Origin of the sequence: Mesorhizobium sp. M1B.F.Ca.ET.045.04.1.1, from assembly GCF_003952465.1 — a bacterium.
Taxonomy (GTDB): Bacteria; Pseudomonadota; Alphaproteobacteria; order Rhizobiales; family Rhizobiaceae; genus Mesorhizobium; species Mesorhizobium shonense.
Map to the genome: position 1 here is coordinate 4,693,152 of NZ_CP034448.1, position 23,306 is coordinate 4,716,457.

General features: G+C 62.1%; 27 protein-coding genes and 2 tRNA genes. 11 read left to right on the top strand and 18 right to left on the bottom strand.

Translation table 11 applies throughout. The features are described 5' to 3' along the window. The first annotated feature begins 16 nt into the window (after positions 1-16). The 4 genes from ugpC (at position 17) to EJ071_RS38670 (ending at position 2,755) form a co-directional block, all read left to right on the top strand. Positions 17-1,075, top strand: a complete 1,059-nt coding sequence (ugpC, locus tag EJ071_RS23070) for a sn-glycerol-3-phosphate ABC transporter ATP-binding protein UgpC (RefSeq protein WP_126099933.1) — start codon at positions 17-19, stop codon at positions 1,073-1,075. An 84-nt stretch (positions 1,076-1,159) separates the two neighbouring features. Continuing rightward, positions 1,160-1,612 (top strand): RbsD/FucU family protein, encoded by a 453-nt coding sequence (locus EJ071_RS23075; protein WP_126099934.1) that lies wholly within the window; start codon positions 1,160-1,162, stop codon positions 1,610-1,612. A 4-nt stretch (positions 1,613-1,616) separates the two neighbouring features. After that, on the top strand, positions 1,617-2,546 hold the full coding sequence (gene rbsK, locus EJ071_RS23080; protein ID WP_126099935.1) for a ribokinase: 930 nt from the start codon (positions 1,617-1,619) through the stop codon (positions 2,544-2,546). A gap of 110 nt (positions 2,547-2,656) precedes the next feature. Then, the gene (locus EJ071_RS38670; RefSeq protein WP_189394066.1) at positions 2,657-2,755 is read left to right on the top strand and encodes a putative RiPP precursor; all 99 of its coding nucleotides are present in this window, start codon (positions 2,657-2,659) and stop codon (positions 2,753-2,755) included. A gap of 21 nt (positions 2,756-2,776) precedes the next feature. Here the strand turns inward: EJ071_RS38670 and EJ071_RS23085 are convergent, their stop codons facing one another. Beyond that, positions 2,777-3,082, bottom strand: coding sequence for a hypothetical protein (locus EJ071_RS23085; RefSeq protein WP_245459951.1), 306 nt, complete (start codon positions 3,080-3,082; stop codon positions 2,777-2,779). Between the two features lie 85 nt (positions 3,083-3,167). Further along, positions 3,168-4,514, bottom strand: a complete 1,347-nt coding sequence (locus EJ071_RS23090; RefSeq protein WP_126099936.1) for an FAD-binding oxidoreductase — start codon at positions 4,512-4,514, stop codon at positions 3,168-3,170. A 377-nt stretch (positions 4,515-4,891) separates the two neighbouring features. Here EJ071_RS23090 and EJ071_RS23095 point away from each other — a divergent pair, with 377 nt between their 5' ends. Both EJ071_RS23095 and EJ071_RS23100 read left to right on the top strand, forming a co-directional pair. Next, entirely contained in the window at positions 4,892-5,284 is a 393-nt protein-coding gene (locus EJ071_RS23095; protein WP_126099937.1) for a hypothetical protein, read from the top strand. Between the two features lie 235 nt (positions 5,285-5,519). Then, on the top strand, positions 5,520-5,945 hold the full coding sequence (locus tag EJ071_RS23100; protein ID WP_245459952.1) for an HK97 family phage prohead protease: 426 nt from the start codon (positions 5,520-5,522) through the stop codon (positions 5,943-5,945). A gap of 64 nt (positions 5,946-6,009) precedes the next feature. On the opposite strand, the gene EJ071_RS23105 is transcribed toward EJ071_RS23100, so the two are convergent. Then, positions 6,010-6,213, bottom strand: a complete 204-nt coding sequence (locus EJ071_RS23105) for a DUF680 domain-containing protein (protein WP_245459953.1) — start codon at positions 6,211-6,213, stop codon at positions 6,010-6,012. Positions 6,214-6,371: 158 nt separating this feature from the next. Here EJ071_RS23105 and EJ071_RS23110 point away from each other — a divergent pair, with 158 nt between their 5' ends. Next, positions 6,372-7,028, top strand: a complete 657-nt coding sequence (locus tag EJ071_RS23110) for a hypothetical protein (RefSeq protein ID WP_126099938.1) — start codon at positions 6,372-6,374, stop codon at positions 7,026-7,028. Between the two features lie 444 nt (positions 7,029-7,472). On the opposite strand, the gene EJ071_RS23120 is transcribed toward EJ071_RS23110, so the two are convergent. Continuing rightward, the gene (locus EJ071_RS23120) at positions 7,473-8,246 is read right to left on the bottom strand and encodes a trypsin-like peptidase domain-containing protein (RefSeq protein WP_126099940.1); all 774 of its coding nucleotides are present in this window, start codon (positions 8,244-8,246) and stop codon (positions 7,473-7,475) included. Positions 8,247-8,450: 204 nt separating this feature from the next. Then, positions 8,451-9,074 carry a hypothetical protein gene (locus EJ071_RS23125; RefSeq protein ID WP_126099941.1) on the bottom strand — a complete coding sequence of 208 codons (624 nt, stop codon included), beginning with the start codon at positions 9,072-9,074 and terminating at the stop codon, positions 8,451-8,453. Between the two features lie 148 nt (positions 9,075-9,222). On the opposite strand from EJ071_RS23125, the gene EJ071_RS23130 reads away from it, so the two are divergent. Continuing rightward, positions 9,223-9,465 (top strand): hypothetical protein, encoded by a 243-nt coding sequence (locus EJ071_RS23130; protein WP_126099942.1) that lies wholly within the window; start codon positions 9,223-9,225, stop codon positions 9,463-9,465. A gap of 14 nt (positions 9,466-9,479) precedes the next feature. On the opposite strand, the gene EJ071_RS23135 is transcribed toward EJ071_RS23130, so the two are convergent. Further along, a tRNA-Asp gene (locus EJ071_RS23135) sits at positions 9,480-9,556 on the bottom strand. Between the two features lie 219 nt (positions 9,557-9,775). Here EJ071_RS23135 and EJ071_RS23140 point away from each other — a divergent pair. After that, positions 9,776-9,851, top strand: a tRNA-Val gene (locus EJ071_RS23140). Between the two features lie 35 nt (positions 9,852-9,886). Here the strand turns inward: EJ071_RS23140 and EJ071_RS23145 are convergent. The 5 genes from EJ071_RS23145 to EJ071_RS23165 form a co-directional block, all read right to left on the bottom strand. After that, positions 9,887-10,657, bottom strand: a complete 771-nt coding sequence (locus tag EJ071_RS23145) for an SDR family oxidoreductase (RefSeq protein ID WP_126099943.1) — start codon at positions 10,655-10,657, stop codon at positions 9,887-9,889. A 13-nt stretch (positions 10,658-10,670) separates the two neighbouring features. Beyond that, entirely contained in the window at positions 10,671-11,666 is a 996-nt protein-coding gene (locus EJ071_RS23150; protein ID WP_126099944.1) for an ABC transporter permease, read from the bottom strand. A gap of 114 nt (positions 11,667-11,780) precedes the next feature. Beyond that, the gene (locus tag EJ071_RS23155; protein WP_126099945.1) at positions 11,781-12,821 is read right to left on the bottom strand and encodes a sugar ABC transporter substrate-binding protein; all 1,041 of its coding nucleotides are present in this window, start codon (positions 12,819-12,821) and stop codon (positions 11,781-11,783) included. Between the two features lie 39 nt (positions 12,822-12,860). Next, the gene (locus EJ071_RS23160; protein WP_126093568.1) at positions 12,861-13,625 is read right to left on the bottom strand and encodes an ATP-binding cassette domain-containing protein; all 765 of its coding nucleotides are present in this window, start codon (positions 13,623-13,625) and stop codon (positions 12,861-12,863) included. Beyond that, on the bottom strand, positions 13,622-14,788 hold the full coding sequence (locus EJ071_RS23165) for an ROK family transcriptional regulator (RefSeq protein ID WP_126099946.1): 1,167 nt from the start codon (positions 14,786-14,788) through the stop codon (positions 13,622-13,624). Before EJ071_RS23165 ends, EJ071_RS23160 begins: the two co-directional genes overlap by 4 nt. A 212-nt stretch (positions 14,789-15,000) precedes the next feature. Here EJ071_RS23165 and EJ071_RS23170 point away from each other — a divergent pair, with 212 nt between their 5' ends. Further along, on the top strand, positions 15,001-16,179 hold the full coding sequence (locus EJ071_RS23170) for a M24 family metallopeptidase (RefSeq protein ID WP_126099947.1): 1,179 nt from the start codon (positions 15,001-15,003) through the stop codon (positions 16,177-16,179). Between the two features lie 10 nt (positions 16,180-16,189). After that, a complete protein-coding gene (locus EJ071_RS39580) occupies positions 16,190-16,492 on the top strand; it encodes a hypothetical protein (RefSeq protein WP_245459954.1) in 303 nt (100 codons plus the stop codon). Here EJ071_RS39580 and EJ071_RS23180 read toward each other — a convergent pair. The 7 genes from EJ071_RS23180 to EJ071_RS23210 all read right to left on the bottom strand — a co-directional run bounded on the left by EJ071_RS23180 (position 16,405) and on the right by EJ071_RS23210 (position 23,174). Then, positions 16,405-17,160, bottom strand: coding sequence for an ABC transporter permease (locus EJ071_RS23180; RefSeq protein WP_126099948.1), 756 nt, complete (start codon positions 17,158-17,160; stop codon positions 16,405-16,407). The genes EJ071_RS39580 and EJ071_RS23180 overlap by 88 nt on opposite strands. Next, positions 17,157-17,930, bottom strand: coding sequence for an ABC transporter ATP-binding protein (locus tag EJ071_RS23185; protein WP_126102689.1), 774 nt, complete (start codon positions 17,928-17,930; stop codon positions 17,157-17,159). Before EJ071_RS23185 ends, EJ071_RS23180 begins: the two co-directional genes overlap by 4 nt. A gap of 115 nt (positions 17,931-18,045) precedes the next feature. Next, entirely contained in the window at positions 18,046-19,098 is a 1,053-nt protein-coding gene (locus tag EJ071_RS23190) for an ABC transporter substrate-binding protein (RefSeq protein WP_126099949.1), read from the bottom strand. A gap of 67 nt (positions 19,099-19,165) precedes the next feature. Next, entirely contained in the window at positions 19,166-19,600 is a 435-nt protein-coding gene (locus tag EJ071_RS23195) for a VOC family protein (protein WP_189521187.1), read from the bottom strand. Between the two features lie 2 nt (positions 19,601-19,602). Beyond that, on the bottom strand, positions 19,603-20,337 hold the full coding sequence (locus tag EJ071_RS23200; RefSeq protein WP_126099950.1) for a FadR/GntR family transcriptional regulator: 735 nt from the start codon (positions 20,335-20,337) through the stop codon (positions 19,603-19,605). Next, positions 20,334-21,770 carry an FAD-binding oxidoreductase gene (locus tag EJ071_RS23205; RefSeq protein WP_126099951.1) on the bottom strand — a complete coding sequence of 479 codons (1,437 nt, stop codon included), beginning with the start codon at positions 21,768-21,770 and terminating at the stop codon, positions 20,334-20,336. Before EJ071_RS23205 ends, EJ071_RS23200 begins: the two co-directional genes overlap by 4 nt. 129 nt (positions 21,771-21,899) lie before the next feature. Continuing rightward, on the bottom strand, positions 21,900-23,174 hold the full coding sequence (locus EJ071_RS23210; RefSeq protein WP_126099952.1) for a M23 family metallopeptidase: 1,275 nt from the start codon (positions 23,172-23,174) through the stop codon (positions 21,900-21,902). Positions 23,175-23,306: the final 132 nt, after the last annotated feature.

Sequence of the window (23,306 nt, forward strand, 5' to 3'; positions counted from 1 at the left end):
AAAGATAGGGGAGACGATGGCTCAAGTCGCTATCACCAATGTGGCCAAGGCATTCGGAACCGTCAAGGTTCTGCATGAGGTCAGCGTCGACATTGCCGACGGCCAATTCGTTGTGCTGGTCGGCCCTTCGGGATGCGGCAAATCCACGCTCTTGAGGATGGTGGCGGGTCTGGAAACGGTCTCGGGCGGAACGATTTCGATAGGCGACCGCGTCGTCAATAACCTGCCGCCGGCAAAGCGGGACATCGCGATGGTGTTCCAGAATTACGCTCTCTATCCGCATAAGACGGTGGAGCAGAATATGGCATTCGCGCTGAAGCTGCGCGGCACCGATCCGGTCGTGGTCGCCGAGCGGGTGAAGCGGGCGGCCGACATCCTCGACCTTGCCCCCTATCTGAAGCGCTATCCACGCCAGCTTTCCGGCGGCCAGCGCCAGCGTGTCGCCATGGGCCGCGCCATCGTGCGCAATCCGCAGGTGTTCCTGTTTGACGAGCCGCTCTCGAACCTCGACGCCAAGCTGCGCGTGCAGATGCGCACCGAGATCAAGGAACTGCACCAGCGGCTGAAGACCACCACCATCTACGTCACGCACGACCAGATCGAGGCCATGACCATGGCCGACAAGATCGTGGTGATGCGCGATGGCCGCATCGAGCAGGTCGGCGCGCCGCTGGAACTGTTCGACCGGCCTGCCAATCTGTTCGTCGCCGGCTTCATCGGCTCGCCGGCGATGAACCTGCTCAAGGGCACCCTGAAAAAGGGTGAGAAGCCCGTGGTCGACATTGCAGGCTCGGCCTTTCCGATGCCTGCCGGCATTTCGACCGAGGACGGACAGGCCGTCGTCTACGGTGTGCGGCCGGAGCACCTGGAAATCCATCCCGACGGCGTCGCGTCCACGATTTCGGTGGTCGAGCCGACAGGCTCGGAGACGCTGGTGTTCGTGCGCTTCGGCGAGGGCGAGATGGTGGCGCTGTTTCGTGAGCGTCACGACTTCAAGCCGGGAGATACGTTGAAGCTCAGGCCGCGGCTCGATCACGTCCATCTCTTCGACGCAGGGACCGGCAAGCGTCTCTAGAGCCTTACGCAATTCCGGACGGAAAACCGCTCACACTTTTCCTGGAATTGCTCCAGACCGCAAACAGACTTCCAAGAGGAAACCATGCTCAAAGGGATCAATCCGCTGCTCAATGCCGACGTGCTCCAGGCGCTGCGGGCGATGGGCCACGGCGACGACCTGATCATCGCCGACACCAATTTCCCATCCGACTCCGTTGCCAAGCAGACCGTGCTCGGCAAGCTGCTGCGCATCGATGCGCCGGCGGCCGAGGTGGCGAAGGCGGTTCTGTCGCTTTATCCGCTGGACAGCTTCGTCAACGACGCGGCCGCCCGAATGGAGATCGTCGGCAAGCCGAACGAGATCCCGCCGGTGCAGAAGGAGGTGCAGAAGGAGATCGATGCGGCCGAGGGCAAGGCTTGGCCGATGATCTCGATCGAACGCTACGCCTTCTACGAGCGCGCCAAGAAGGCCTACTGCGTCATCCAGACAGGCGAACGCCGCTTCTATGGCTGCTTCGCCTTCCGCAAGGGCGTCATTCCGCCGGACGCGGAGTAGGGATATGGCCGCCGGCAAGCCCGTCGTTATCCTGGGTGTCTTCGTCGCCGACACCGCCTATCGCGCCGACCGCCAGCCGCGCATGGGCGAGACGATCCTCGGCAACTCGTTCAAGCTCGGGCCGGGCGGCAAGGGCTCGAACCAGGCCGTGGCCGCCGGCAAGCTCGGTGCCGACATCACTTTCCTGACGAGGCTCGGCGTCGATGCTTTCGCCGACATGGCCAGGCAGACCTGGAAAGCAGCGGGCGTGAAAAGCGCCGCGATCGAAACGCCGGACAGCTACACGGGCGCGGCCTACATTTTTGTGGAAGAGGGCAGCGGCAACAACGCCATCATCGTCAGTCCGGGTGCGGCTATGCTGATCTCGCCCACCGATATAGAGGCGCATGCCAGCCTGATCCGCTCGGCCGGTGTCTTCGTTACCCAACTCGAGCAGCCGATCGACGCAGCATTGAAGGCACTTGAGGTCGCGCGCGGGGCAGGGGTGACGACGATCCTCAATCCAGCGCCGGCAGCCAGCCTGCCGGAGCGCATCTACACGCTCTGCGACTACGTCACGCCCAACGAGTCCGAGGCCGAAGGACTGACCGGCATCACAGTCTCGTCGATCGACGATGCGCGCCGCGCCGCCGACAATCTGCTGGCGAAAGGGGTCGGCACCGTTATCGTGACGCTTGGCGAGAAGGGCGCGCTGCTGCACACCAAGGACCGTTCCGACCATGTCGGCGCCGTCAATGCCGGCCCGGTGGTCGAGACCACCGGAGCGGGCGACGCCTTCAATGGCGGCCTGGCGGCAGCACTTGCGAAAGGGATCGAGCCGCTTGAGGCGGTGCGCTTTGCCTGCGCCGTCGCTGGTATTTCGGTGACGCGCCCGGGGACAGCGCCCTCCATGCCGACGCTCCGGGAAGTCGAGGCGCTGCTGGCGAGGGCTTGAAGACTGGCTTCGGCTGAAGCCTGCGAGATCTCACCGCCCGGAACGCAAGCGATGCGAGCGCGTTCACTGTCTTGACCAACCACAAGGCAGCCCGGTTCCGGAACGGCGCGATGAAAAAGCCCTATGAAAAGCCTACGCTCGTAAAGCGCGAGAAGCTCACCGCGCGAACCGCCCAGATCGTCGCCTCCGGCGTCATATTGGGCGAGTAAGCCAGAAAGACGGGATGCTGCTCAAAGGATCTTGCTGGTCAGTTCCAGCTTCGTCGTTGCGCCTTGCTCGCTGCCGGGCATATGCACGACACGCAGAACGCGAAGGTCCATATTTGATCCTTCGACGGGCATGGATACGCTTTCACCCACCCGCGGCAGTTCCTGGAACGCGAGCTCGTCCACATCCCTGGCGTCATCAATCGAAACGCGACATCTCACAGCCATCTGTCTCTCCCGTTTTCGGCCCTTGGGCGGAACGAGGCAATGGCGGAATGGTTCCGGCGCAAGGACTTCGAGAGCCAGCACGATATTCGGCGCCATCAGCAACGAGCGGAGCTTCAGCGCCGTGCTCTATCTCTTTGTTTGCCCGCATTTCTGAGGCGTCAAGCGATCCCGCTTGGCTGCAGAACGCTCAAAGGGCCGGGCCTGGCCGAATGGCGCTGCCGTCATAAAAGCGCGACAGGCGAAAGCGGGTCAGATCGTGCCCGATCTCATTTCCCTGGATCATGTCGGAGACGACCCGACCGATTCCCGGCCCGATGCCGAAGCCGTGACCGCTCATGCCCGTCGCGACGATAAGGCCGGCGATCGCCTGCACCCGATCCACTATGGGGACGACGTCTGGCATCGCGTCAATCATGCCTGCCCAGCTCGCCTTCAGGCGGACCGCCCCGAGCTGCGGGAACAGGCGCCTGAAATTGCGTTCGATCGCACGCAGACCGGAACGTTCGGGAGCCGGATTGAGCACCCGCATTCTTTCGAAAGGACTTTGGGAATCCGGCGCCCAGTGACGCCGCGTCGACCAGCCGTCCGGGTAATCCGCCGGCGCGGCCGGCGAATAGCGTGAGCCGAAAGGATTGGCCATGAGGGCGGGAAGGTATTTCGTTGCGTGCCGGAATGCGTCGGGCCCCAGGTAAAGCAAATGGCTGCCTCCCGGGGCCAGCGTGTATCCGCCATCCTGTCTGCGTCTGAAGGCGATATGCTCTCCTGCCGCGGCACCTGCATGGATTTCAGGCATCGGCTCCGTTGCCGCGGCGGTCGACCTGACACTGAGCTGGGGAATGGAAACGCCATGTCTTCTCAGGAACAGGGAAGACCACGCACCGCCGGCGAGCAGAACGCTGGAGGTCTCAATGTGACCCGCCTCGGTCCACACGCCGCTGACCCTGCCGGCCGAGATTTCCAAGGTTCGCGCCGCGCAATTCTCCACGATCTTGACGCCTTCGCGGGCCGCAAGCCGAGCGAGCGCGGGCACGGCCACCCAAGGCTCCGCCCGCATGTCGGAAGGTGTCGTCATCGCGCCCTTGAAACTGCCTGACATGCCTTCGATGAGACCAGCGGTTTCCTGGGCGTTCAGAAGGCGAGTATCGATCTTATGGGCGGCGGCGATCTTCATGAATTCTTCGAAGCCGGCCATTTTGTCGTCCGAGCTTGCCAGATAGGTCACACCTGTCTGCTTCAGGCCGATGTCTTCGCCGCATTCCTCAGCCAGTTGCCGCCAGTGACGCGATGCCTCGATCACGATCGGCAGCTCATCCGCATCGCGCCCCTGCTTTCTGATCCATCCCCAGTTTCGAGAGGATTGCTCGGCCGCTATCCGCCCCTTTTCAACCAGCGTCACCGGGAAATTGCGCCGCCCAAGAAAAAGCGCCGTCGTCACGCCGATGACACCGCCGCCGATAATCACCACATCCGAACTTTTCGGCGGGGGACCGGGATATTGAATCGGGTTCGCTTCGGAGAACGGGAAAGCAGGCACGTGAGGCATCCTGAAAAAGACGACGACAGCTATGGCCTAGTGGCAGCCAACTTTTCTTGAGGCAGTTCAGGGGAAGGTGGAGCACAGGCCGCTTAAAGCGCGTCGCGCTTTTGCGCGACATGCACTACCGAGCGGCGCCCCGTATTCGCCCAAACCGACCGGATAGCCAGCGTATGTGCAGCCACGATTCAACGCTCGATCACATCGGATAACGTTTGCGTTCCCGTCTCCAGCTCAATGCCGGGGCGCCTCTATATGTCGTCCCTGGGCCGAGAACCGCCGGCGGTGAGTGGCTGCACCGCGACACGACGCGACCGGACGGCCCATTTGGGAGGAAAAGCGGTATACCCGCTTCCTCGTCATAGGGAGATGTCATCATGCGCTCTTTCGTGCCAAAAATCATTATTGCCGCATCGGTCTTCGCGGCCATACCGCTTTCGAGCGCCTATGCGGTGCACCGTCACCACAGGGCACAGGTCGACACCATGACCACGGCATCGGTGCCGATGGACCCGCAAGCGAGAGCGGCGGTGGAGCAGTTGCTCAATGTGAGGCAGGGGATCCGTCAAGCCAGGGCGGCCGGCAAGATCACACAAGACCAGGCCCGCGACCTGATGCAGCGGGCGGATACCATCCAGCACACCGCGTCGACTTCAGGCCGTTCGAAGCTGGGGCAGATCAACGAGCTGGATCAGCGGCTTCAGAATGCCACCGGCCAGGGAACCTATATGGGTGACGGCGCCGACGGCGGCTACTATCCGAACGGCTGACGACTATACGCGCTTCACAAAATGGCTGCCGGCGTGAGCAGTGCCTTCCCGCGAGGGGGCAATCGGTGAGAAGCGCTTGACGATCAAGCCTTTCTCGACCCCACGCCGGCGCCACCGCCATTCCCAGGGATGAACTGGACGCCGGGCATTTCAAGGGCGCCCCGTAGCGACGAAACCCCAGCACTCATCGCGAAACGAATTCAGTTGGCAATAATGGAGCGGCGGGCAAAGCGGAATGGCTGATTTTATTTCCGGCTACGCCGGCGTCTTCAACAGCGAAACCAACATTGCCGGGGCGTTCCGCGAGAAGACCGCCCCAGGCGCCTTCGACAAGAGCTTGCGCGAATACCCAGACGTGCTTGCGCTCTGGAATCATAACTACGATCGTGTTCTTGGTAGAACGGCGGCCGGCACGCTCGAGCTTCGCCCCGACCGTGTCGGGCTGGACTTCACACTTTACGCAGACGACTCCATACCTGTGCGCCGTCGCGACGTGGCGGGCTGCTCGTTTGGCTTCACCGTAGTGCGCGAGACTTGGGAAGAAGGCTATGACGGGCAGCTACCATTGCGCACGGTTGAGGAGGCGGTGTTGTGGGAGATTACACTGACTCCGCTACCCGCAGACATCGGCAACGCTTTCGGGCTCCGACAACGCGGCTAATGCTCGGCGCCGAATGATCGAAAAGGCAGAGGCGGCGATGCGGTTGCGGGGGATCCGATAAGCGCTATTCGGTCGTTGGCGGCGGTTCTTTCTTGATCTGTTGCGCGTCCGAAGCCTTCGTCATGTCGGTCTTTTCGACGCTGGCCGTCTTCGTCGTGTCGACCTGTGCCGCCGATGCCATAGACTGATGATACGGGCACTCCGCAGATGCGGCTGATACCGACAGGCCCAGCACTGCGACTGTTGCAAGGAAGGCTTTCATCATCATCCTCCGTCATGGTGGTGACGCACCGTAACCTGTCAAACACCGGCAGCAAAATCACTTTTCCTGTCGAGGTGGCCAGCGGTAGCGATCGGATAGCCAGCCTTATGGCTCGGAACAGAAGTTGCTGCTAGAAAACACCTTAATGGGTGTAGGGCAAAGCTATGACTGACTTGATAGGCTTATCGCTTGATCTGCAGATTTTACTCGTATCGGGTTATTTAGCATACAAGACAGCCGTTATTGGTAAGGTCCAATCAGACACCACCGAAGAACTGATACTGAAAGTCGTGGCGTACGGCTTCGCAGGAAGACTTCTTACCTTCCTGGCCGAAGCCGTTTGGCGCGTCCAAGATTTCGGATGGAGTCTGCAAGGTGACAACTTTTCAATAGCCCATTCGGCTGCAATAGTTGTCTTTGCGATAATTTCGGCGATGGTTTGGCGTACCCATGGTTCTCGGTTTTACAGCGAAATAATGCAGCATTTCGGCGTGTACCGTGACGACCATGAGCCGAGCGTATGGAATTCGATTACAGCAGCGCCGGCTCTTTGGGATTGCGTGCAGATTCAACTTGAGGGCGGAAAAGTTCTGGAGAGCCACTTTCCTAAGCTAGCAGACACGCGCCCGCTGCAGGGCGTCGTGTTAAATGAAGACGGCGTTGCTATCTACGTGACGGCCATTCACCACGCTGACGGCACAACCGACGACTTTGAACAGGGGAACAACTCGGGTTTCGAAACGATCACATATATTCCGCGCGAACAGATCAGGCAGATGGATATATCGTGGAAGAATAAGCCGCGGAAAAGAAAGGCCTAACGCCTGACTTTCGGAGGATTTCCACCGTTGCCCGATCCTGTTGTCGCGGGCTTCTGTGAGGCTTGTTCGCCACGGCCCGGCGCTGTCGTGATTGGCATCGCACTTTTCTGTTCGGTGGACACGCGTACTGGTGTGGTGCCAACTATCCTAGTTTTGTCGACCATTGCTCAATCCTCCTATTTCTTCTTTTTCGGTGGAACGACGACTACCCGCTCTTTCTCGGTCGTCCCTGGGTGCCGCTTTGCGTAGTCCTCCGTCATTATTCGCCCTGTTTCAGAGTCTCTGTAGATGGTCTCCTTCTCGGTTTTTTCACCATGTTGGTCTCCGCTCGACAGTCCCCGCGATAATACCACAGCTTGCGCTGAAAGCAAGAATGCCCACTAAATCTTGTGCCGCGTAACGAGCGCCATGTGGCGGCAGCTATGCGGTTGCGGGATTGTCGGGTCATGGATCATCTCCGCGCTTGCCGGCGACTATCTCTCCAACGAGAGACGCTGGCCAGCCTATGCCAAGCTGTGCGTCGAGTGGATCTTGGGCCATGATTCGTCCAGAGTAGACCCCCACAAATTTGGTTGCGCTTCCGGTCATCATGCCAACGCCTCCGTTGGCCATCAGAGCGGTTCCCCATGACCGTCGAATGATTGGAGAACCCGACATGCCTGGTCGTGAGGCTGTGTCGAGTAGCATGTGTAGGTCTCCGCCGGCGCCCGCCACCTCTGGTTCAGATGCCAAGCTCGCTCGCTTCCAAATTGGCAACCCACCCTGCTGGGCAATTCCAAACGGATAACCAAGAACAAACACATCCATTCCGATTTCGATTTGAAGGTCAATCTGTTCCATGGCCGTAATGGGGTAGGCCTCCAGATGATCGTTGGGAGATACGGGGAGTGCAACGACATCAACTTTTCGGCCGTGCGCGGGGTGAACGAACCAAAGCGGGCGATCGTTGTTGTCTCGGAGAGGATGATCAACACTGCGCTTGCTGCCCAACTGACCGCGTACGTTCCACCACGCCCTGACGATGTTTGGCTCGGCCAATGTGTTCGACAAATGCTTCCCAGTGAACGGATTCTTGCCAGAAACGTTGTGCCAGTTGGTTATCAAGAAAAAGTCATTTTCAGTCTGCCAAATGAACCCGGTGCCTTGCGAAAGGTTCGTTTGGTTGAAAAACATCTCAAGGGGGACGGTTGATACTGAATATTTGTCGATATTGGGCATTTGATGATCCGGTCCGAAACTATATTCAGAGTGGTCGCAGATAGCCGATTCCGTCTGCGTTTGAAGGATACTATCGAATGATTCTTGGTGACAAACCTGCAAATGAGATCGATGAAATCGCACCCGCAATGGCCGATGCTAGCGAACTGATGCTGGACACAGTGCTTGATCCGCCAATGTCGCCTCGCGCTTGCCGGGATCTGGCTATTCGCGTTTATCGGGCGATGAGGCAAGAGCTTGAAGTAGCTCCCGTCTTCTAACCATTTCTTCGAACATCTCTCGCTGACGCCGGCTAGAAGGCCCTTCAGGCATCTCGAAATCTAGAGCTTGCTCGAGCTGTCCGCGCAACTCGACCATTTTGGAAAAAATGCTTTCTATCTGAGGCACGGTGTGGACGTGATTTTGGAGATGGCTCCCGCCCTTTTGAGATCCCGACATTATGTCATCAAAATGTGCTGACGTGAGCCCTGACCAGAAGCGCGCCGGATTCCCGTCCAGCTTTCCCCAACTCGCATGAATGACTTTGTTTCGCTTGGTGCTTAAATTTTTGACCGAAGATAAGAGATCAGAGAGCACTTTTCGCTGATCTTCTCGCGGCAGCAATTCGGTTAAGCCGATTAGCATTTCAATTTGCTCTTTGTTTCCGACAATGTCGAAAACTATCGTTGCAGCATCGACATGGAGATCGGTGAGCCTACGGAAGAGGAAGTTGCAGACTACCTCTATCTGCCCCCAAGCGGTCATCAACCTACCTAGAGCCAAATTCGGATGGTCATCGGAAATATCGGTGTCTGGAAAGGGGATATTATTCAAGATGATCGACGGCATGATCAACTCCACAATAAAATAGGCTTGCGCTTATCAGCGCTTGTATCTGATTGGCCGCACAAGCGTAACTACTCATTGGGAAAGTCCCAATGACGAACTAACCTGCCGTGGCGGGAACGACGCTGAGCGCCATTCGCAAGGGCGCGCTATGGACATGGAAGCGAGCGCATGCGGGGCGTCCGTCGAATCTATCTCGGCGAAGATGGGCAACTCGATAGATGGGAACAAAGCCCTGCAGCGGACCTACACGCCGGTCAATCTGGTTGCGGTTCGCGCAGCTAGTGAACATCGTCGCAAGGGCCGCAAGCTCCTAAGCCAGGAACACAAAGAATACAAAAGTCGAAACTCGGCGGAGGAAAAAATGGAAACCGAAGGCGACGAGCGGCCGTAAGCCTCTGATTTAAATGGCGCGAGTGACGGGGCTCGAACCCGCGACCTCCGGCGTGACAGGCCGGCACTCTAACCGACTGAGCTACACCCGCGCACTGACGAGCACGTGTCAGGCGTGTTCGTCGTTGGGGCGCTGGATAAGGGGTTCGTTTGCGGGTGTCAAGCGCGGCATTCAAGCATAACAGCAAACTGGAGAAGGTTTTTTGACAAGTGCGCCGGCATTGGGGAAATCCGCCTGACAGCGGTTGACCCCGGCTGTTCATTGGGCCTTGCGAATGGAGCCCTAACTGCTTAAAGGTCCGGCCCGGAGCGGGCGATTAGCTCAGTTGGTAGAGCGCTTCGTTTACACCGAAGATGTCGGCGGTTCGAGCCCGTCATCGCCCACCAGTTTCGTCCGCCAGCTTTTTGGCACCAATCAAGAATCACGGCGGCGTAAGGCGGAAATCCTGGCCTTCGGGTAGGAGCTGGCCGCCGTCGACGACGATCGTCGTTCCCGTAATATAGCTGGCGTCGTCCGAGGCCAGGAACAGGAAGGCATTGGCGACGTCGCGCGGCGTGCCGAGGCGACCGAGCGGCACGGCGTCCTCCATGCTCTTGATGAAGGCGGCATCGCGATGCAGCTTCATGCCTTCGGTCAGGATGTTGCCGGGCTCGACGCCGTTGACGGTGATGCCGTAGCCGGAAAACTCGAGCGCGGCGGCGCGGATGAAGCCGTTGATGCCGGCCTTGCTCGCCGAATAGTGGCCATGGCCGGGGCTGCTCACTTGCGGGCCGGTGATGGAGGAGGTGAACAGCATGCGGCCGCTGCGCTGCGCCTTCATCGGCGTGAGTGCTGCGCGCGCGGCGTTGAAGCTGCCGCGCAGATTGACCGCCATGACGCGGTCCCAATCTTCCGGGCTGGTGTTCTCGATCAGCTGCCAGGGATAGATGCCGGCGTTCTGGACGATGATGTCGAGGCGGCCGTGGCGCTCCAGCGCCAATGCCACGACGGCTTCCGCGTCGGCCATCTTCGAGATGTCGGTATGGATGAAGGCGGCGCCCAGCTCGCGGGCGCTCGCCTTGCCGGCTTCGGCCTCGCTGTCGGCAAGCACCAGTTTTGCGCCCTCTTCGGCGAAGCGTTGGGCTATGCCCTTGCCGATGCCACGCGCGGCGCCGACGATCGCCGCCACCTTGCCTTCGATGCGTCCGGTCATGCGAGCCATCCTGTCATGCGAGTCTTTGGCGAATGGTTTGCTTGAATGCGTCGAGCAGCACGGCCGCCAGCACAAGCAAGCCGTGGATGACCTGGGTGAAGTTGGCCGGCAGGCCCATCAGGTTGATGGCGGTGTTGATGGCCGACAGAAGCAGCACGCCGGCATAGACGCCGGGCAGGGTGCCGACGCCGCCCTTGAGGCTGACGCCGCCGATGACGACGGCGGCGAAGGCGTTGAAGAGCAGGCCTACCCCCAAATTCGCGGTCGCCCCGGAGGTGCGGATGGCAAGCAGCCAGCCGGCCAGGCCGGCAATGGCGCCGGCAAGCACGAAGGCGATGATCAGGTTGCGGTTGACGCGGATGCCTGCGCGGAAGGTCGCGGTCTCGTTGCCGCCGATCATCACCAGATGCCGGCCGAACGGCGTCTTGGCCAGAATCAGCGAGAAGACCACGAAACAGCCGACGGCGATCCAGGCGGTGAGCGGCAGGCCGACGAGCCGCTGGATGCCGAACCAGCGGATGGCGGGCGCCAAATCCTGCGCCGAGCGCCCGCCCGAAACCACCAGCACCAGCCCGCGCACCCAGATGTAGGAGGCAAGCGTGATGATGAAGGCGCTCATCTTCAGCCTGACGATGAGAAAGCCGTTGATGACGCCGATGACGGCGCCGACCGCCAACGCTATGGCGAGCGACACCGGCACCATCAGCCAGTCCGGATGCAGCTGCAGGCCGATACCGATGCCGGACGAGCAGAACATGATGCCGACCCCCATGGCGCTGAGCGCGGCGACCGATTCGACCGAAAGGTCCATGTGGCCAGCGATGATGACCAGCGCCAGGCCGATCGACATCACGCCGAGCACGCTGGAAGCCTCGACGATGTTGGCGAAGATGCCGAGCTGGAAGAAGTTGGGAATGAAGATCGAGAAGACCGCCAGCACGAAGACCAGCATGAACCAGACGAGATTGTCGAGCACGAGCTCGAGGATATGGCGGGTGCGTGGGCTCATCGTGTGATCCGGTTGGGGCTGATCCGGTTGGCGCCAGGGCGATCTGCGCGGCCACCTGGTGCGGACGCGCAGGGTGGCTCCGGGTCGCGGTGGCCCGGAGCTTTGCGGGCAAGCCTATTCGACGGACTTCACCGTATCCGTCGGCGGCTTCTGGTTGCCCCAGAAGGCCGGGTTGTCGACGTTCTCCTTGGTGATCGCGGCGCCCGGGATCTTGATGTTCGGGCCCCAGGCTTCCTTGGTCACCACCGACTTCAGGCCAAGCACGTCATAGTCGCCGGGCTTGATTTCCTGCTTGTTGGCGACCTTGTCCATGAACATGGCGACCGCGGCCGCCTGCGCATAGAGCGGCTGCTCGACCTCGACATTCAGCCAGCCCTTGCGGATCAGGTCGAGGCCGACCGGCGCGCCGTTCGAGCTCATCAGCATCACGTCCCCCGGCTTCTTGCCGGCGGCTTCCAGCGAAGCGACGGCGGCGACCGAAAGATGGGCGGCGTGGCTGAAGATCAGATCGATGTCGGGATTGGCGAGCATCTGGTCGGCGACGATGGTGCCGGCGTTGCTCGCTTCCCACTGCATGGCCGGCAGCGAGATGATCTTGACGTCCGGAAACGCCTTCATCTTTTCCTCAAAGCCCTTCTGGATGTCGAGCGTGTAGGGGTCGCCGGGATCGCCGAGGACCTGCAGGATCTTGCCCTTCACCGAGCCGTTCTTGGCCTTCAGCAGCGCTTCGGCCTGCTCGGCGGCGATATGGCCGATCTCGACCGTGCCGGCGACCGAGGTGAAGTCGGAAGGCGTGGCGGTGATCTGGCGGTCGAACTCGACCACGGGGATGCCGGCCGCGCGGGCGGCTTCAACAGATGGCTTCAGCGCGTTGAAATCGACCGCGGCGAGGATGATCGCCTTCGGCTTCAGCGCGATGACGTCGTTCATCTGCGATTGCTGGGCGTCGGTCTTGTTGTCGGCGTTCAGCGTTTTCATCTCGTAGCCGACCTGCTTCAGGAACAGCTCCAGCGCGCTCACCGAGCCGGTCTGGAATTCGTCGAGCAGTGTCGGCACCAGGTAATAGACGGTACCCTTCGACTGGGCGAATGCCGGCGTGAGCGTGGCAATTGCCAGTGCCAGGATACCGAAGACAGAAAGTAGCATTCGCTTCATGTCGTTCGCTCCTCTTTAGCCGGACCCCTCATTTGTCCCTCAGCCCGCCGGTCCGGCACCGGCGAGCGTCTCTCCGGTGATCATGTTGATCACCGCATCGGGACTTGTCTTGTTGCGGGCAACGTCGCCCGCCACGACGCCCTGGCGGATCACCACGATCCGGTCGGCGACCTGGAAGGCCTGCTGCATGATGTGGGTGATGATGACGACGCCGATGCCCTGGCTCGCCACCTGGCGGATCATGTCGAGGCCGCGGCGCGTCTGCTCGACGCCGAGCGCGGCGAAGGGCTCGTCGAGCAGCACCAGCTTGCCGCCCCAATGGACGAAGCGGTTGAGCTCGATCGCCTGCCGCTGGCCGCCCGAGAGATGCTCGACCTTGGTGCGCAGCGAGGGAATGCGCGTGCCGGCATTGGCCAGCGCCTTGGCCACCACAGCCTCCATGGCGCGCTCGTCGAGCACCGGAACGCCAAGCACCTTACGGGTGATCTCGCGCCCCATGAAGAAGTTCGCCACCACATCGACATTGGTGCAGAGCGAGAGGTCCTGGTAGACCGTCTCGATGCCGGCGGCCTTGGCCTCGGCGGGGGATTTGGCTAGGAACTCCTTGCCCTCGAACAGCATGCGGCCCGAAGTCGGCTCGAGCCCGCCGGCGATGATCTTCACCAGCGTCGACTTGCCGGCGCCATTGTCGCCGAGCAGCGCCACCACCTCGCCGCGCCCGATCGAAAAGCTGATGCCGCGCAGCGCCTGGATGGCGCCGTAGTTCTTGGCGACGTTGTCGAGGACCAGCAGGGGTTCGCTCATGCCGCGATATCTCCGCCTTTGAGAACGTCGCCCTCGCGTTGCCGCTTGGCGGTGAAGATCTGGCCGAATCGCGGCGAAAGCACACCGGAAACGGCAAGCGCTGCCGCCCCTCGCAGCACCGCGTGCTGGCCGCCCTGCGCAACGAGGATTCTTGGCGCCACGCGGTCCTTGCGGGCCGAGACCGAATTGTGCAGCGGCTGCACCGACGTCGCCAGCCGTTCGAGCAGGGCAGGCGAGGCAAGTCCGCCGAGAACAATCGTCTCGGGATCGAAGAGGTTTTCTATGATGGCAATTGCGTTGCGGAAGACCGGCGTGACCTCGCTCACCCAGTCGGCATCGTTACCTTTCCAGCGCCCGCGCGCGTCCAGCGAGACGTAGCGTTCTAGGCAGCCACGGTTGCCGCAAGGACAAAGCTCGCCGCCCGGAACGACCGGGATGTGGCCGATCTCTCCGGCATTGCCCCAGGCGCCGCGCAATGCGCTGCCGTCATGCAGCATGGTGCCGCCTAGCCCGACGCCGAAGTAGAGATAATAACATTCGGAATGTTTGGCACCGAGGCCATAGAAGCGTTCGCCCATCGCCGCGGCAGCCATGTCGTTCTCGAAGAAGGCTGGCAGGCCGGTGACCGATGTCAACCGCTCGCGCAGCGGAACATCCTGCCAGCCGGCCATCGTCGTCGGGCCGACGAAGCTCATCGGTTCGACGCCGAAAGGTCCCGGAAGCGCCATGCCGATGCCGATGACGCGGCCGCCCGAGCGGCGACCGGTCAATTCGGCGACCATGGCGCCGATCGCCTCGAACGCTTCGTCGGGCGCCGCATGGGGCGCCTCGCGATGCGCGCTCTCGATCACGTCGCCGCTGAGATTGATCAGCGCCGCGTCGATGCCGAGCGGCGTGAGATGGATGCCGACGGCATAGCCGCCTTCCGGATTGATGCGCAGCGTCGCCGGCGGCAGGCCGCGGCCCTTCGGCTCCTCGCGAACCGACAGGATGTAACCCTGCTCCTCCAATTCTCTAACGATGGTCGACACCGTCTGGACGGTGAGCCCGACATGCCGGGCGATCTCGCCGCGGGCGATGGGACCGAAGCGGCGGATGGACTCGAGCACGATGCGCCGGTTGTACGGCCGCCCGAACTCCTGATTGGTTCCCCGCAACGCCATGGCTTGCGCTCCCAGTTGACGCAAGGTTCGCAGAGAATATTTATTCAGTCAAATGGAATTCAAAAATAAATTGACGGTAGACTCCGGGGCCGGGGAAGGACAGGACCGATGGGACCTGTCCACCTGCCGCCGCTGGCCGATTGCCTCCTTGTTGCAGCCGCCCCAATGGTGTTTGAGCCAGCCGCCGTTGATCCAACAAGCACGGAGCAGAAATGATCGAACTGCCGTTTGCCCGCGACGAATACCAGCAGCGGCTTCGCAAGATCCGCACCGAGATGGCGAAGCGTGGCCTTGAACTCCTGATCGTCAACGACGTTGCCAACCAGCATTACATCACCGGCTACGATGGCTGGTCGTTCTATACGCCGCAGGTGGTGCTGGTTCCGATCGAGGAGGTCGAGCCGGTCTGGATCGGTCGCGCCATGGATGCGGCGGGCGGTCTTCTGACGGCCTGGATGAGCCCTGAGAATGTGGTCGGTTTCCCGGAGGATCATGTTCAGCGTGTCGATCGCCACCCGATGGACTGGATCGCGAACTGGATCGTCGGCAAAGGCTGGGGAAACAGGCACGTCGGCATCGAACTCGAAGCCTACTATTTCTCCCCGAAGGGGCATGCCCGGCTTGTCGCCGGGCTTCCGAACGCGAAATGGCATGATGCCGATCTCCTGGTGAACTGGATCCGCGCGGTCAAATCCGCGCCCGAGATCGCCTATCTGCGCAAGGCCTCGACGCTCGCCGAAGCCGCCGTCGCGCGAGCCTTTGAAATCATTGCGCCGGGCGTTCGCGAGTGCGACGCCATTGCTTCCATCCAGGCGGCGCAGATCGCCGGCAGTCCGGACTTCGCGGGCGATATAACAGCTCTTCCGCCGACCATCCTCGGCGGCGAGAACGCTTCGGCCCCGCACATCATGTGGAGCGACAGGCGGTTCGGAGACAATGAGACGATTGCGCTGGAACTCGCCGGCGTCTGCCGCCGCTACGCGGCCGGGTTGGCAAGAACGATGCAGCTGGGGAAGACGCCGACGCGTGTCTCGGACACCGCCAAGGCGGTGATCGAGGGCATGGATGCGGTGCTCGACGCGGTCAGGCCCGGAACATCGGCCGAAGCAGTCGAGGGGGCGTGGCGCAAGGTCATCCAACGCCACGGGCTGAAGAAGGAATCGCGCATCGGCTATTCCATCGGCGTCGCCTATCCGCCGGATTGGGGCGAGCACACGATCAGCCTCAGGCCGGGCGACAAAACCGTGCTTACGCCCGGCAACGTCGTTCATTCCATCCTCGGCATGTGGATGGATGGCTGGGGCATCGAGATCAGCGAGACCATCCTGGTGACCGAAACCGGCCATGAGACCCTGACCAAGTTCCCGCGAGAGGTCCATGTCAAACCGTGAAGGCGGGGCGATGGCAGGTGCTGCCGGGAGTGCCGCTGCGGCCAACATCTACGCCGGCATTCTGGACCAGATGATCGAGATCCGGCGCCATCTGCATCGCAATCCGGAACTGTCGAACCGCACCATCCCAGGTTTCGTGTCGATGAGGGGCATTAAAGGTAGGCGCCGCGACCAAGGCGAACAGCCGCTCATGCAGGGTTTTGCACGGGCCGGTCGTGCGCCTGTTCAGTATCTGATAGCCCGGCGCTCGATCAGCACGACGACGCAGAACAGCGCGATCGACAGCGACGACGACAGCACGATCGCGGCATAGAGGCGGTCGGACTGGTAGTTGAAGGTCGCCTGGATGATCAGCGCGCCGAGGCCTTTGTCCGAGCCGATCCATTCGCCGACGATGGCGCCGATCACCGCCGTGGCGGAGGCGATGCGCAGCGAGGAAAACAGCATCGGGAGGGCGCGGGGCAGGCGCAGGCCCCAGAAAATCTCCGAGCGCGTCGCCGACAGCACCCGGAACAGCTCGTGCTCGTTGTCGCTGGCCGAATCGAGACCGCGGATCATGTTCACCAGCGTCGGGAAGAAGCAGATCACCGCCGCGATCACGATCTTCGGCGTCATGCCGATACCGAAGATCAGGATGATGATCGGCGACAGCGCCAGGATAGGGATAGTGTTGAAGAACAGGACGATCGGGAAATAGGCCGCCTGCAGGATGCGGCTGTGCACGAATAGCACGGCAAGCAGCACGGCGGCCAGATTGCCGATGACGAAGCCGGCCAGCGCCTCGATCATCGTCGGTTTCAAATTGTCGATGAGCAGCGGAAAATTCTTCTGGAAGACGCCGAAGATCGCCGTCGGCGTCGGCACGATATAGGCGGGCACGCCGAAGAGCGGCAGGAGATACTGCCAGGCAACCAGGATCGAAGCGGCGCCCAGAACCGGCAGCGCAATGGTCATTTGCGGGGAAAGCGGCGCCGGTCTCACGATGCGCGCTCCAGTGCTGCCCGCAGTTCGGCCATGGCGCCAAAGATCGCCGGATCCTCGCGCGAGCAGCGGTTGCCGTCCTGCTTGTAGGGCCGCATGTCGAGGTCCTTCACCACGCGCCCCGGATTGGCGGCAAGCACGATGACGCGTTCGCCGAGATAGGCAGCCTCGGCGATCGAATGGGTGACGAATAGAATGGTCGTGCCGGTGCGCCGCCAGAGTGCCAGCAATTCGTCGTTGAGGCGGTCGCGCGTGATCTCGTCCAACGCGCCGAACGGCTCGTCCATCAAAAGCAGTTTTGGCTCGCCGAGCAGAGCGCGGGCGATCGCCACGCGCTGGCGCTGGCCGCCGGAAAGCTGATGCGGAAGCCGCTCGCCGAGACCGCTGAGCCCCATCAACTCCAGTAATTCAGCGCTGCGGTCCTCGATCTTGCGCGTCAGGCTGCCCTGGCCGACGCCCAGCGGCAAGCGCACATTGTCGCGCACCGTGCGCCAGGGGAGCAGGGTGGAATCCTGGAAGACGAAGCCGACATCGCGGCGCGAGCGCACCGCGTGCGGTGTGGCGCCAAGCACGCTGATGATGCCGCCGAGCGGATCGAGCAGATCGGCCACCACCCGCAGCAAGGTCGACTTGCCGCAGCCGGATGGGCCGATGATCGACAGGAAGGAGCCGGCCGCGACCGTGAGGTCGAGGCCGGCGAGCACTTTGACGGCCGTCTGCCGGCCGCCATAGCCGACATCGAGCTTGTGGGCTTCGATCGCGTTCGCCATTAGATCAGCATGACGTTTGGTCGTCATGCTGATCTAATTCCTTGTTGGGGCATGATCTTTTCCGAAAACCGGTTTTCACTTTTTGCTGCGCTGACCTTCGGTTCAGGATCATGCTCTAGGCTGCGGGGGCATCGAGCTTGGGCCGGTCGTCGGCCGAAAGTTCCAGGATCTTGGTGGTGTAGACATCCTTGGCGGCCGGGCGCCCGTTCGGATACTGGCCAACCTTGTCGAGCAGCGCCAGTTGCTCCTCGATCGAGGCGGGGTCGAACGTGCCCCAGCCATCCTTGGCGGTCGCACCGTCGAAGGAGAGTTTCAGCACCAGGTTGACGGTCTTCTCTTCCCAACCGAGATCCATTTCCGGATAGGCGGCGACCATTTTCTTCACCGCCTCCTGCGGGTTGGCGTGCACCCAGCCCCAGCCCTTGCCGACGGCGCCGATGAACTTCGCCAGCGTCTCGGGATCCTTTTCGATCGCCGCATCGGTGGCGAAGTAGACATCGGCGTAGGAACTAAGCCCGAGGTCGCGCACCAAGAGGTCGATGCGGTCGTCGCCGACGACGCTCAGCGCCTGCGTGTTGGTGATCCAGCCGCCGATGGCGTCGACATCGCCTCGCACCAGCGGGCCCTTGTCGAAGCCGACATTGACGATGGTGACCTCAGACGGGGCGATGCCGTTCTTGGCCAGGATCTCGTCAATGACGAAACGCGCCGTAGGCTGGATGCCGATCTTCTTGCCCTTGAGGTCGGCGACATTGCGGATCGGCTTCCCCGGCTTGGAGGTCAGCGCATAGGGGCCGGTGCGGAAACCACAGGCGATGATCTTCACCGGCACGCCGCTGGCGCGCGCCGAATAGAGCTGCGGTGTCTCGGAAAACTGGCCGAGCTGCGCCGCGCCCGAAACGACGGGCGGCACTGTCGAGGCGTTGGGGCCGCCGGGGCTGAATTCGACCTCCAGCCCGGCATCCTTGAAATAGCCGTTGGCAACGGCCGCGATGTCGCCGATCTGGCCGTTGGACATCAGCCAATCATACTGGATCACCACCTTGCCGGCCGCTTTCGCGCCCGGTGTAAGCACCAGCTGCATGCCCGCCGATGCGGCCGCAACCGCTGCGAGGCCGGTCTTCACGAAAGTACGGCGGTTGAATTCGTAGTCTCGGTTCCCACTCATTTTTCGCTCCTGTTGCAGACTTCTTGTCTCTTCTTTCCAAGCGCCGCTCCCTCCGGCGCGGCGTCGTCTACGGCTGTTCGTGGTGGTAGTCGCCAGGGCCGCCGTCGAGCCAGGCGTAAAGCTCCCAGAGCGTGTCGTCCGGGTCGGTGAAATAGGCGCAGCGCGCATTCCAGACGTAGTTTTCGGGCGGTCCGTAGAAGGGCACTCCCTTGGCGCTCAATTCGCGATGCAGCCGGTCGATATCGGCAGGCGCGTCGAGCTGGACGGCGACGCAGACCTTGTGCGCCTGGCGCGGCGATCTCAGGTTTGAGACGCCGGTGTGCCGGTTGATGTGGTCGAGCTCCCAGGCGGCCAGCGTCACGCCTTCGCCATGGAAATCGGCAAAACCCTCGGCGCGGCGGCGCAGGCGGAAGTCGAGTTTCTCGACATAGAAGTCGACCGTACGATCGATGTTCTCGACGAGCAGGCAGACGTCGGAGATGCGGGTAACGTTCGCTGGCATGGCTATTTCGCTCCGCTGGATTTGGGGAGCGGCAGCTTGACGCCAACGCGGTTGGCGGCGCCGACGATATGGGCCCGCATCGCCGCTTCCGCCGCTGCCGGATCGCCCGCCACCAGCGCCTCGTAGATGCGCACATGCTCGCCGACATTCACCTCGACCAAGTCGTGCAGCGGGTTGGTGAGGCGGGCGTAGTGGATCGAGTGGCGGATCTGCTCGCAGACGAAGGAAATGAAGGTGTGGATGTAGCTGTTGCCGGTGGCGCGCGCGATCTCGCGATGGAAGAGCAGGTCGGCGTCGATGCTGCCTTCCTCCCAACGTTCCTCGCCGCCCATGCGGTCGAGCGCCGCCTTGATCGAATCGAGATGCTCCTGCTTGCGGCGCGCAGCGGCGAGCGCGGCGGACTCGGCCTCGAGGATGCAGCGCAGCTCGAACAACCGCTCCATATTGTGGCTGTCCTTGAGCGCCTCGCGGTCGATGCGGATCGCGGCCCTTTGTTCAGGCGCCAGCACGAAGGCCCCGATGCCTTGCCGTGCCTCGATCATGCCGTCGGCCCTGAGCTGCGCGATCGCCTCGCGCACCACATTGCGGCTGACGCCGAATTTTTCAGACAGTTCCTGCTCAGTTGGCAGGCGCGTGCCCGGGTTCAACTCGCCGGATTCGATCTCTCGGCTGAGGAAGGACGCGACCCGGTGCGGCAGGGTTTCGACGGTGCCAATGGCGGCCAGTCTTTGTTTCATGGAAAAGTCTCCGTCGAGGGCAGCAGGCAGCCGGGATTCATCCGGCCCTTGGGATCGAGCGCGGTCTTCAGCGCAGTGATCATGCGGCGATGCGTCGGCGAGAGCGCGTCCCAGAATTCGTGCCGGCGGCTGCGGCCGATGCCATGTTCGGCGCTGATCGAGCCGCCAAGGTCGACCGCAATGTCGTAAAGTCCCGCCGTGACCTCCGCGCCGCGAGCTCGGGCTTCGGTCGCACCGAGATCGAGCGGCGGCAGCACGTTGAAATGGATGTTGCCGTCGCCGGCATGGCCATAGGCGAGGGAAATCCAGCCGCGATGCTCGGTCGCGACTAAGCGGCGGGCGCGCTCGATCAGGGCAGGGATGTCCGAGATGCGCACCGACAGATCCGTGCGCACATGGTAGCCGCGCTTCGCCTGGCCCTCGACCAGCCCTTCGCGGATCGCCCAGAAGGTCTTTGCCTGCGCGCTGCTGGTCGCGAGGACCGCGTTGGTTACCAGGCCTTCTTCCATCGCATCCGCCAGGAAGCCGGCAAGCATGCCGTTGAGGTCGATTGCCGGCCCCGATGACAATTCGATCAGAACCTGGACCGGTGCCGCGACCGGCGCCGTCATTCCAGGCTCGATCAACCGCGCAAGCTCGATGCATTCCGCGCCAATGATCTCGAAGGCCGAGATCAGATCGGAACAGTCACGGCGCGCCCGGTTGAACAACGCGATCGCAGCTTCGAAGGAGGCGAGGCCGAGATAGGCCGTTTCGACCTGGGCCGGTTTCGGGAACAGCTTGACCTCGACGCCGGTGATGATGCCGAGCGTGCCTTCCGAGCCGATGAAAAGCTGCTTCAGGTCATAGCCACTGTTGTTCTTGCGCAAGCCGGAAAAGCCGTTCCACAACTCGCCATCTGAAAGCACGACTTCCAGGCCGAGGATCAGATCGCGCGCCATGCCGTAGCGCAGCACGTTGACGCCGCCGGCATTGGTCGCGGCATTGCCGCCGATCTGGCAACTGCCTTGCGCGCCGAGCGCCAGCGGAAACAGGCACCCCCGTGCCTCGCTTGCATCCTTGATCGCCTGCAGCACGCAGCCGGCATCCGCCTGCAGCACGAAGTTCACGGGGTCGATGCGGCGGATGGCGTTCAGCCGTTCGAGGCTGACGACGACCATACCGGTGCCATTGGTATCAATGGCCCCTGAAACCAGCCCGGTGTTGCCGCCCTGCGGAATGACGCCGAGGCCGAGCTCACTGCAAAGCCGCATCGATGCTTCCACATCGGCGACCGAACCGGGCCGCAGCACCGCCAGAGCACCGCCATGATAGTCCCCCGCCCAGTCGCCAAGATACTTTGCCATACCGGCGGGCTCTGCGGTCAGGCCGTTCCGCCCGACGGCGCCTTCGAGGGCGCTGAGAATGTCCGGCGTGAGGCTGTGAACGGTCATTTGAAGGTCGCGGACCGATGTTAGTCATAGGGTGATACATATCATCCTACAACTTAATCCAAGTCAATCCATGGCGTCCTTCGCAGACGAAGATGTGGATCGTTGCTCGACCGCGAGACGAGCGAACGGCTAAAGATACTGCGCGACCTTCTTGCCGACGGCGAGGAAGCGCAACGGATCGACCGCCTCGCCGTTATGGCGCACTTCGTAGTGGAGATGCGGGCCGGTCGAGCGACCGCTGCTGCCGGTCTTGCCGATCACGTCGCCGGCGGCGAGCTTCTGGCCGACGGTGACGTCGATCTCGCTTAGATGGCCATAGCGCGTGGCAAAGCCGTTGCCGTGGTCGACCTCGACCATCCGTCCATAGCCGCCGTTCCAGCCGGCCTTGGTGACGACACCGGCGGCCGTGACCTTGGCCGGCATGCCGATCGGCGCCCTGAAATCCATTCCCGTATGCAACGCGGCCGTGCCGAGGATCGGGTCGGTGCGCACGCCGAACGGACTGGTGACGGCGCGACCTGGGGCGGGATTGGTCAGCGGGAGCTTGCGCGCCTCTTTCTTGACTTGATCAAGCGCATCAAGAGCTTCGTCCAGCTCCTTGACCTTGCTGTCGAAGATCATCGAGGAATCGAGCGGGACCAGCGGCCCGCCGACATCGTTCTTGTCGAGCTCGGCGTCCACCGGCAGGCCTGCCGCTTCCAATGCCTGCGAGATCGCATCGGCATTCCTATAGGCATTATCGGCGAGGGTGGTGATACGGGTAAGCTGCTGGTTCTCGATGGCCTTGAGCGACGCGTTGATCGACACGAACAGCTTGTCGGCGCGATCCGCGGCCGTTTCGTTGTCGAGCGGATCGGAGCGTGTCGACCACAGCGAGAAGGGCCTGGTGTCGCCGGCGCTCAGACTGGCGACGGAGTAGGTCGGGGCCTGCGAAAGGCTACCGGTGATTTCGGCGTCGGGCTTCGCCGGCGCATCGCTTGCGGCGGGCACGTCGCCGACCTCGTTTTCGGCGCGTTCGAGGATCGGTCCCAGGCGGCCATGGCGCTGGCTGAGCTGGGTCTGCCTGGCCAGTAGCTCGCTGACCTTGGTTTCCATCAGTTGCTGATCGAGAAGCTGGCGGCTGGTGATGCGGTCGACCTGGGCGCGAAGCGCGGAGATGCGGTCCTCATAGGCCTGCTGCATGCGCGCCTGCCTTGCCGTCGTGGCGCCGATCAGGTCGTCGCGCAGCACAAGATAGGACGTGGCGAGCAGATAGCCGATGGCGATCGCCGCGAGCGCCGATCCAATGAACGCGGCAAGCCAGGGGCGAACGGTGAAATGCCTTATTTCATTGCCCCGTGCAATGATGACCGTATGGGGCTCCTTACGCCTGCCGAAGACCGCTGACTGACCGGTTGGTTTCACGGGACCGAGCTTTCGTTACGACTCCAACGACAGCTCGAATTACACATTATTAGGGTTAACAAAGTTTTGCTGGCCGCATTGTCGGCGTAACCAATTCCCGCATTGCGGGTGGCGGGTTGCAGGAGCGAGAGG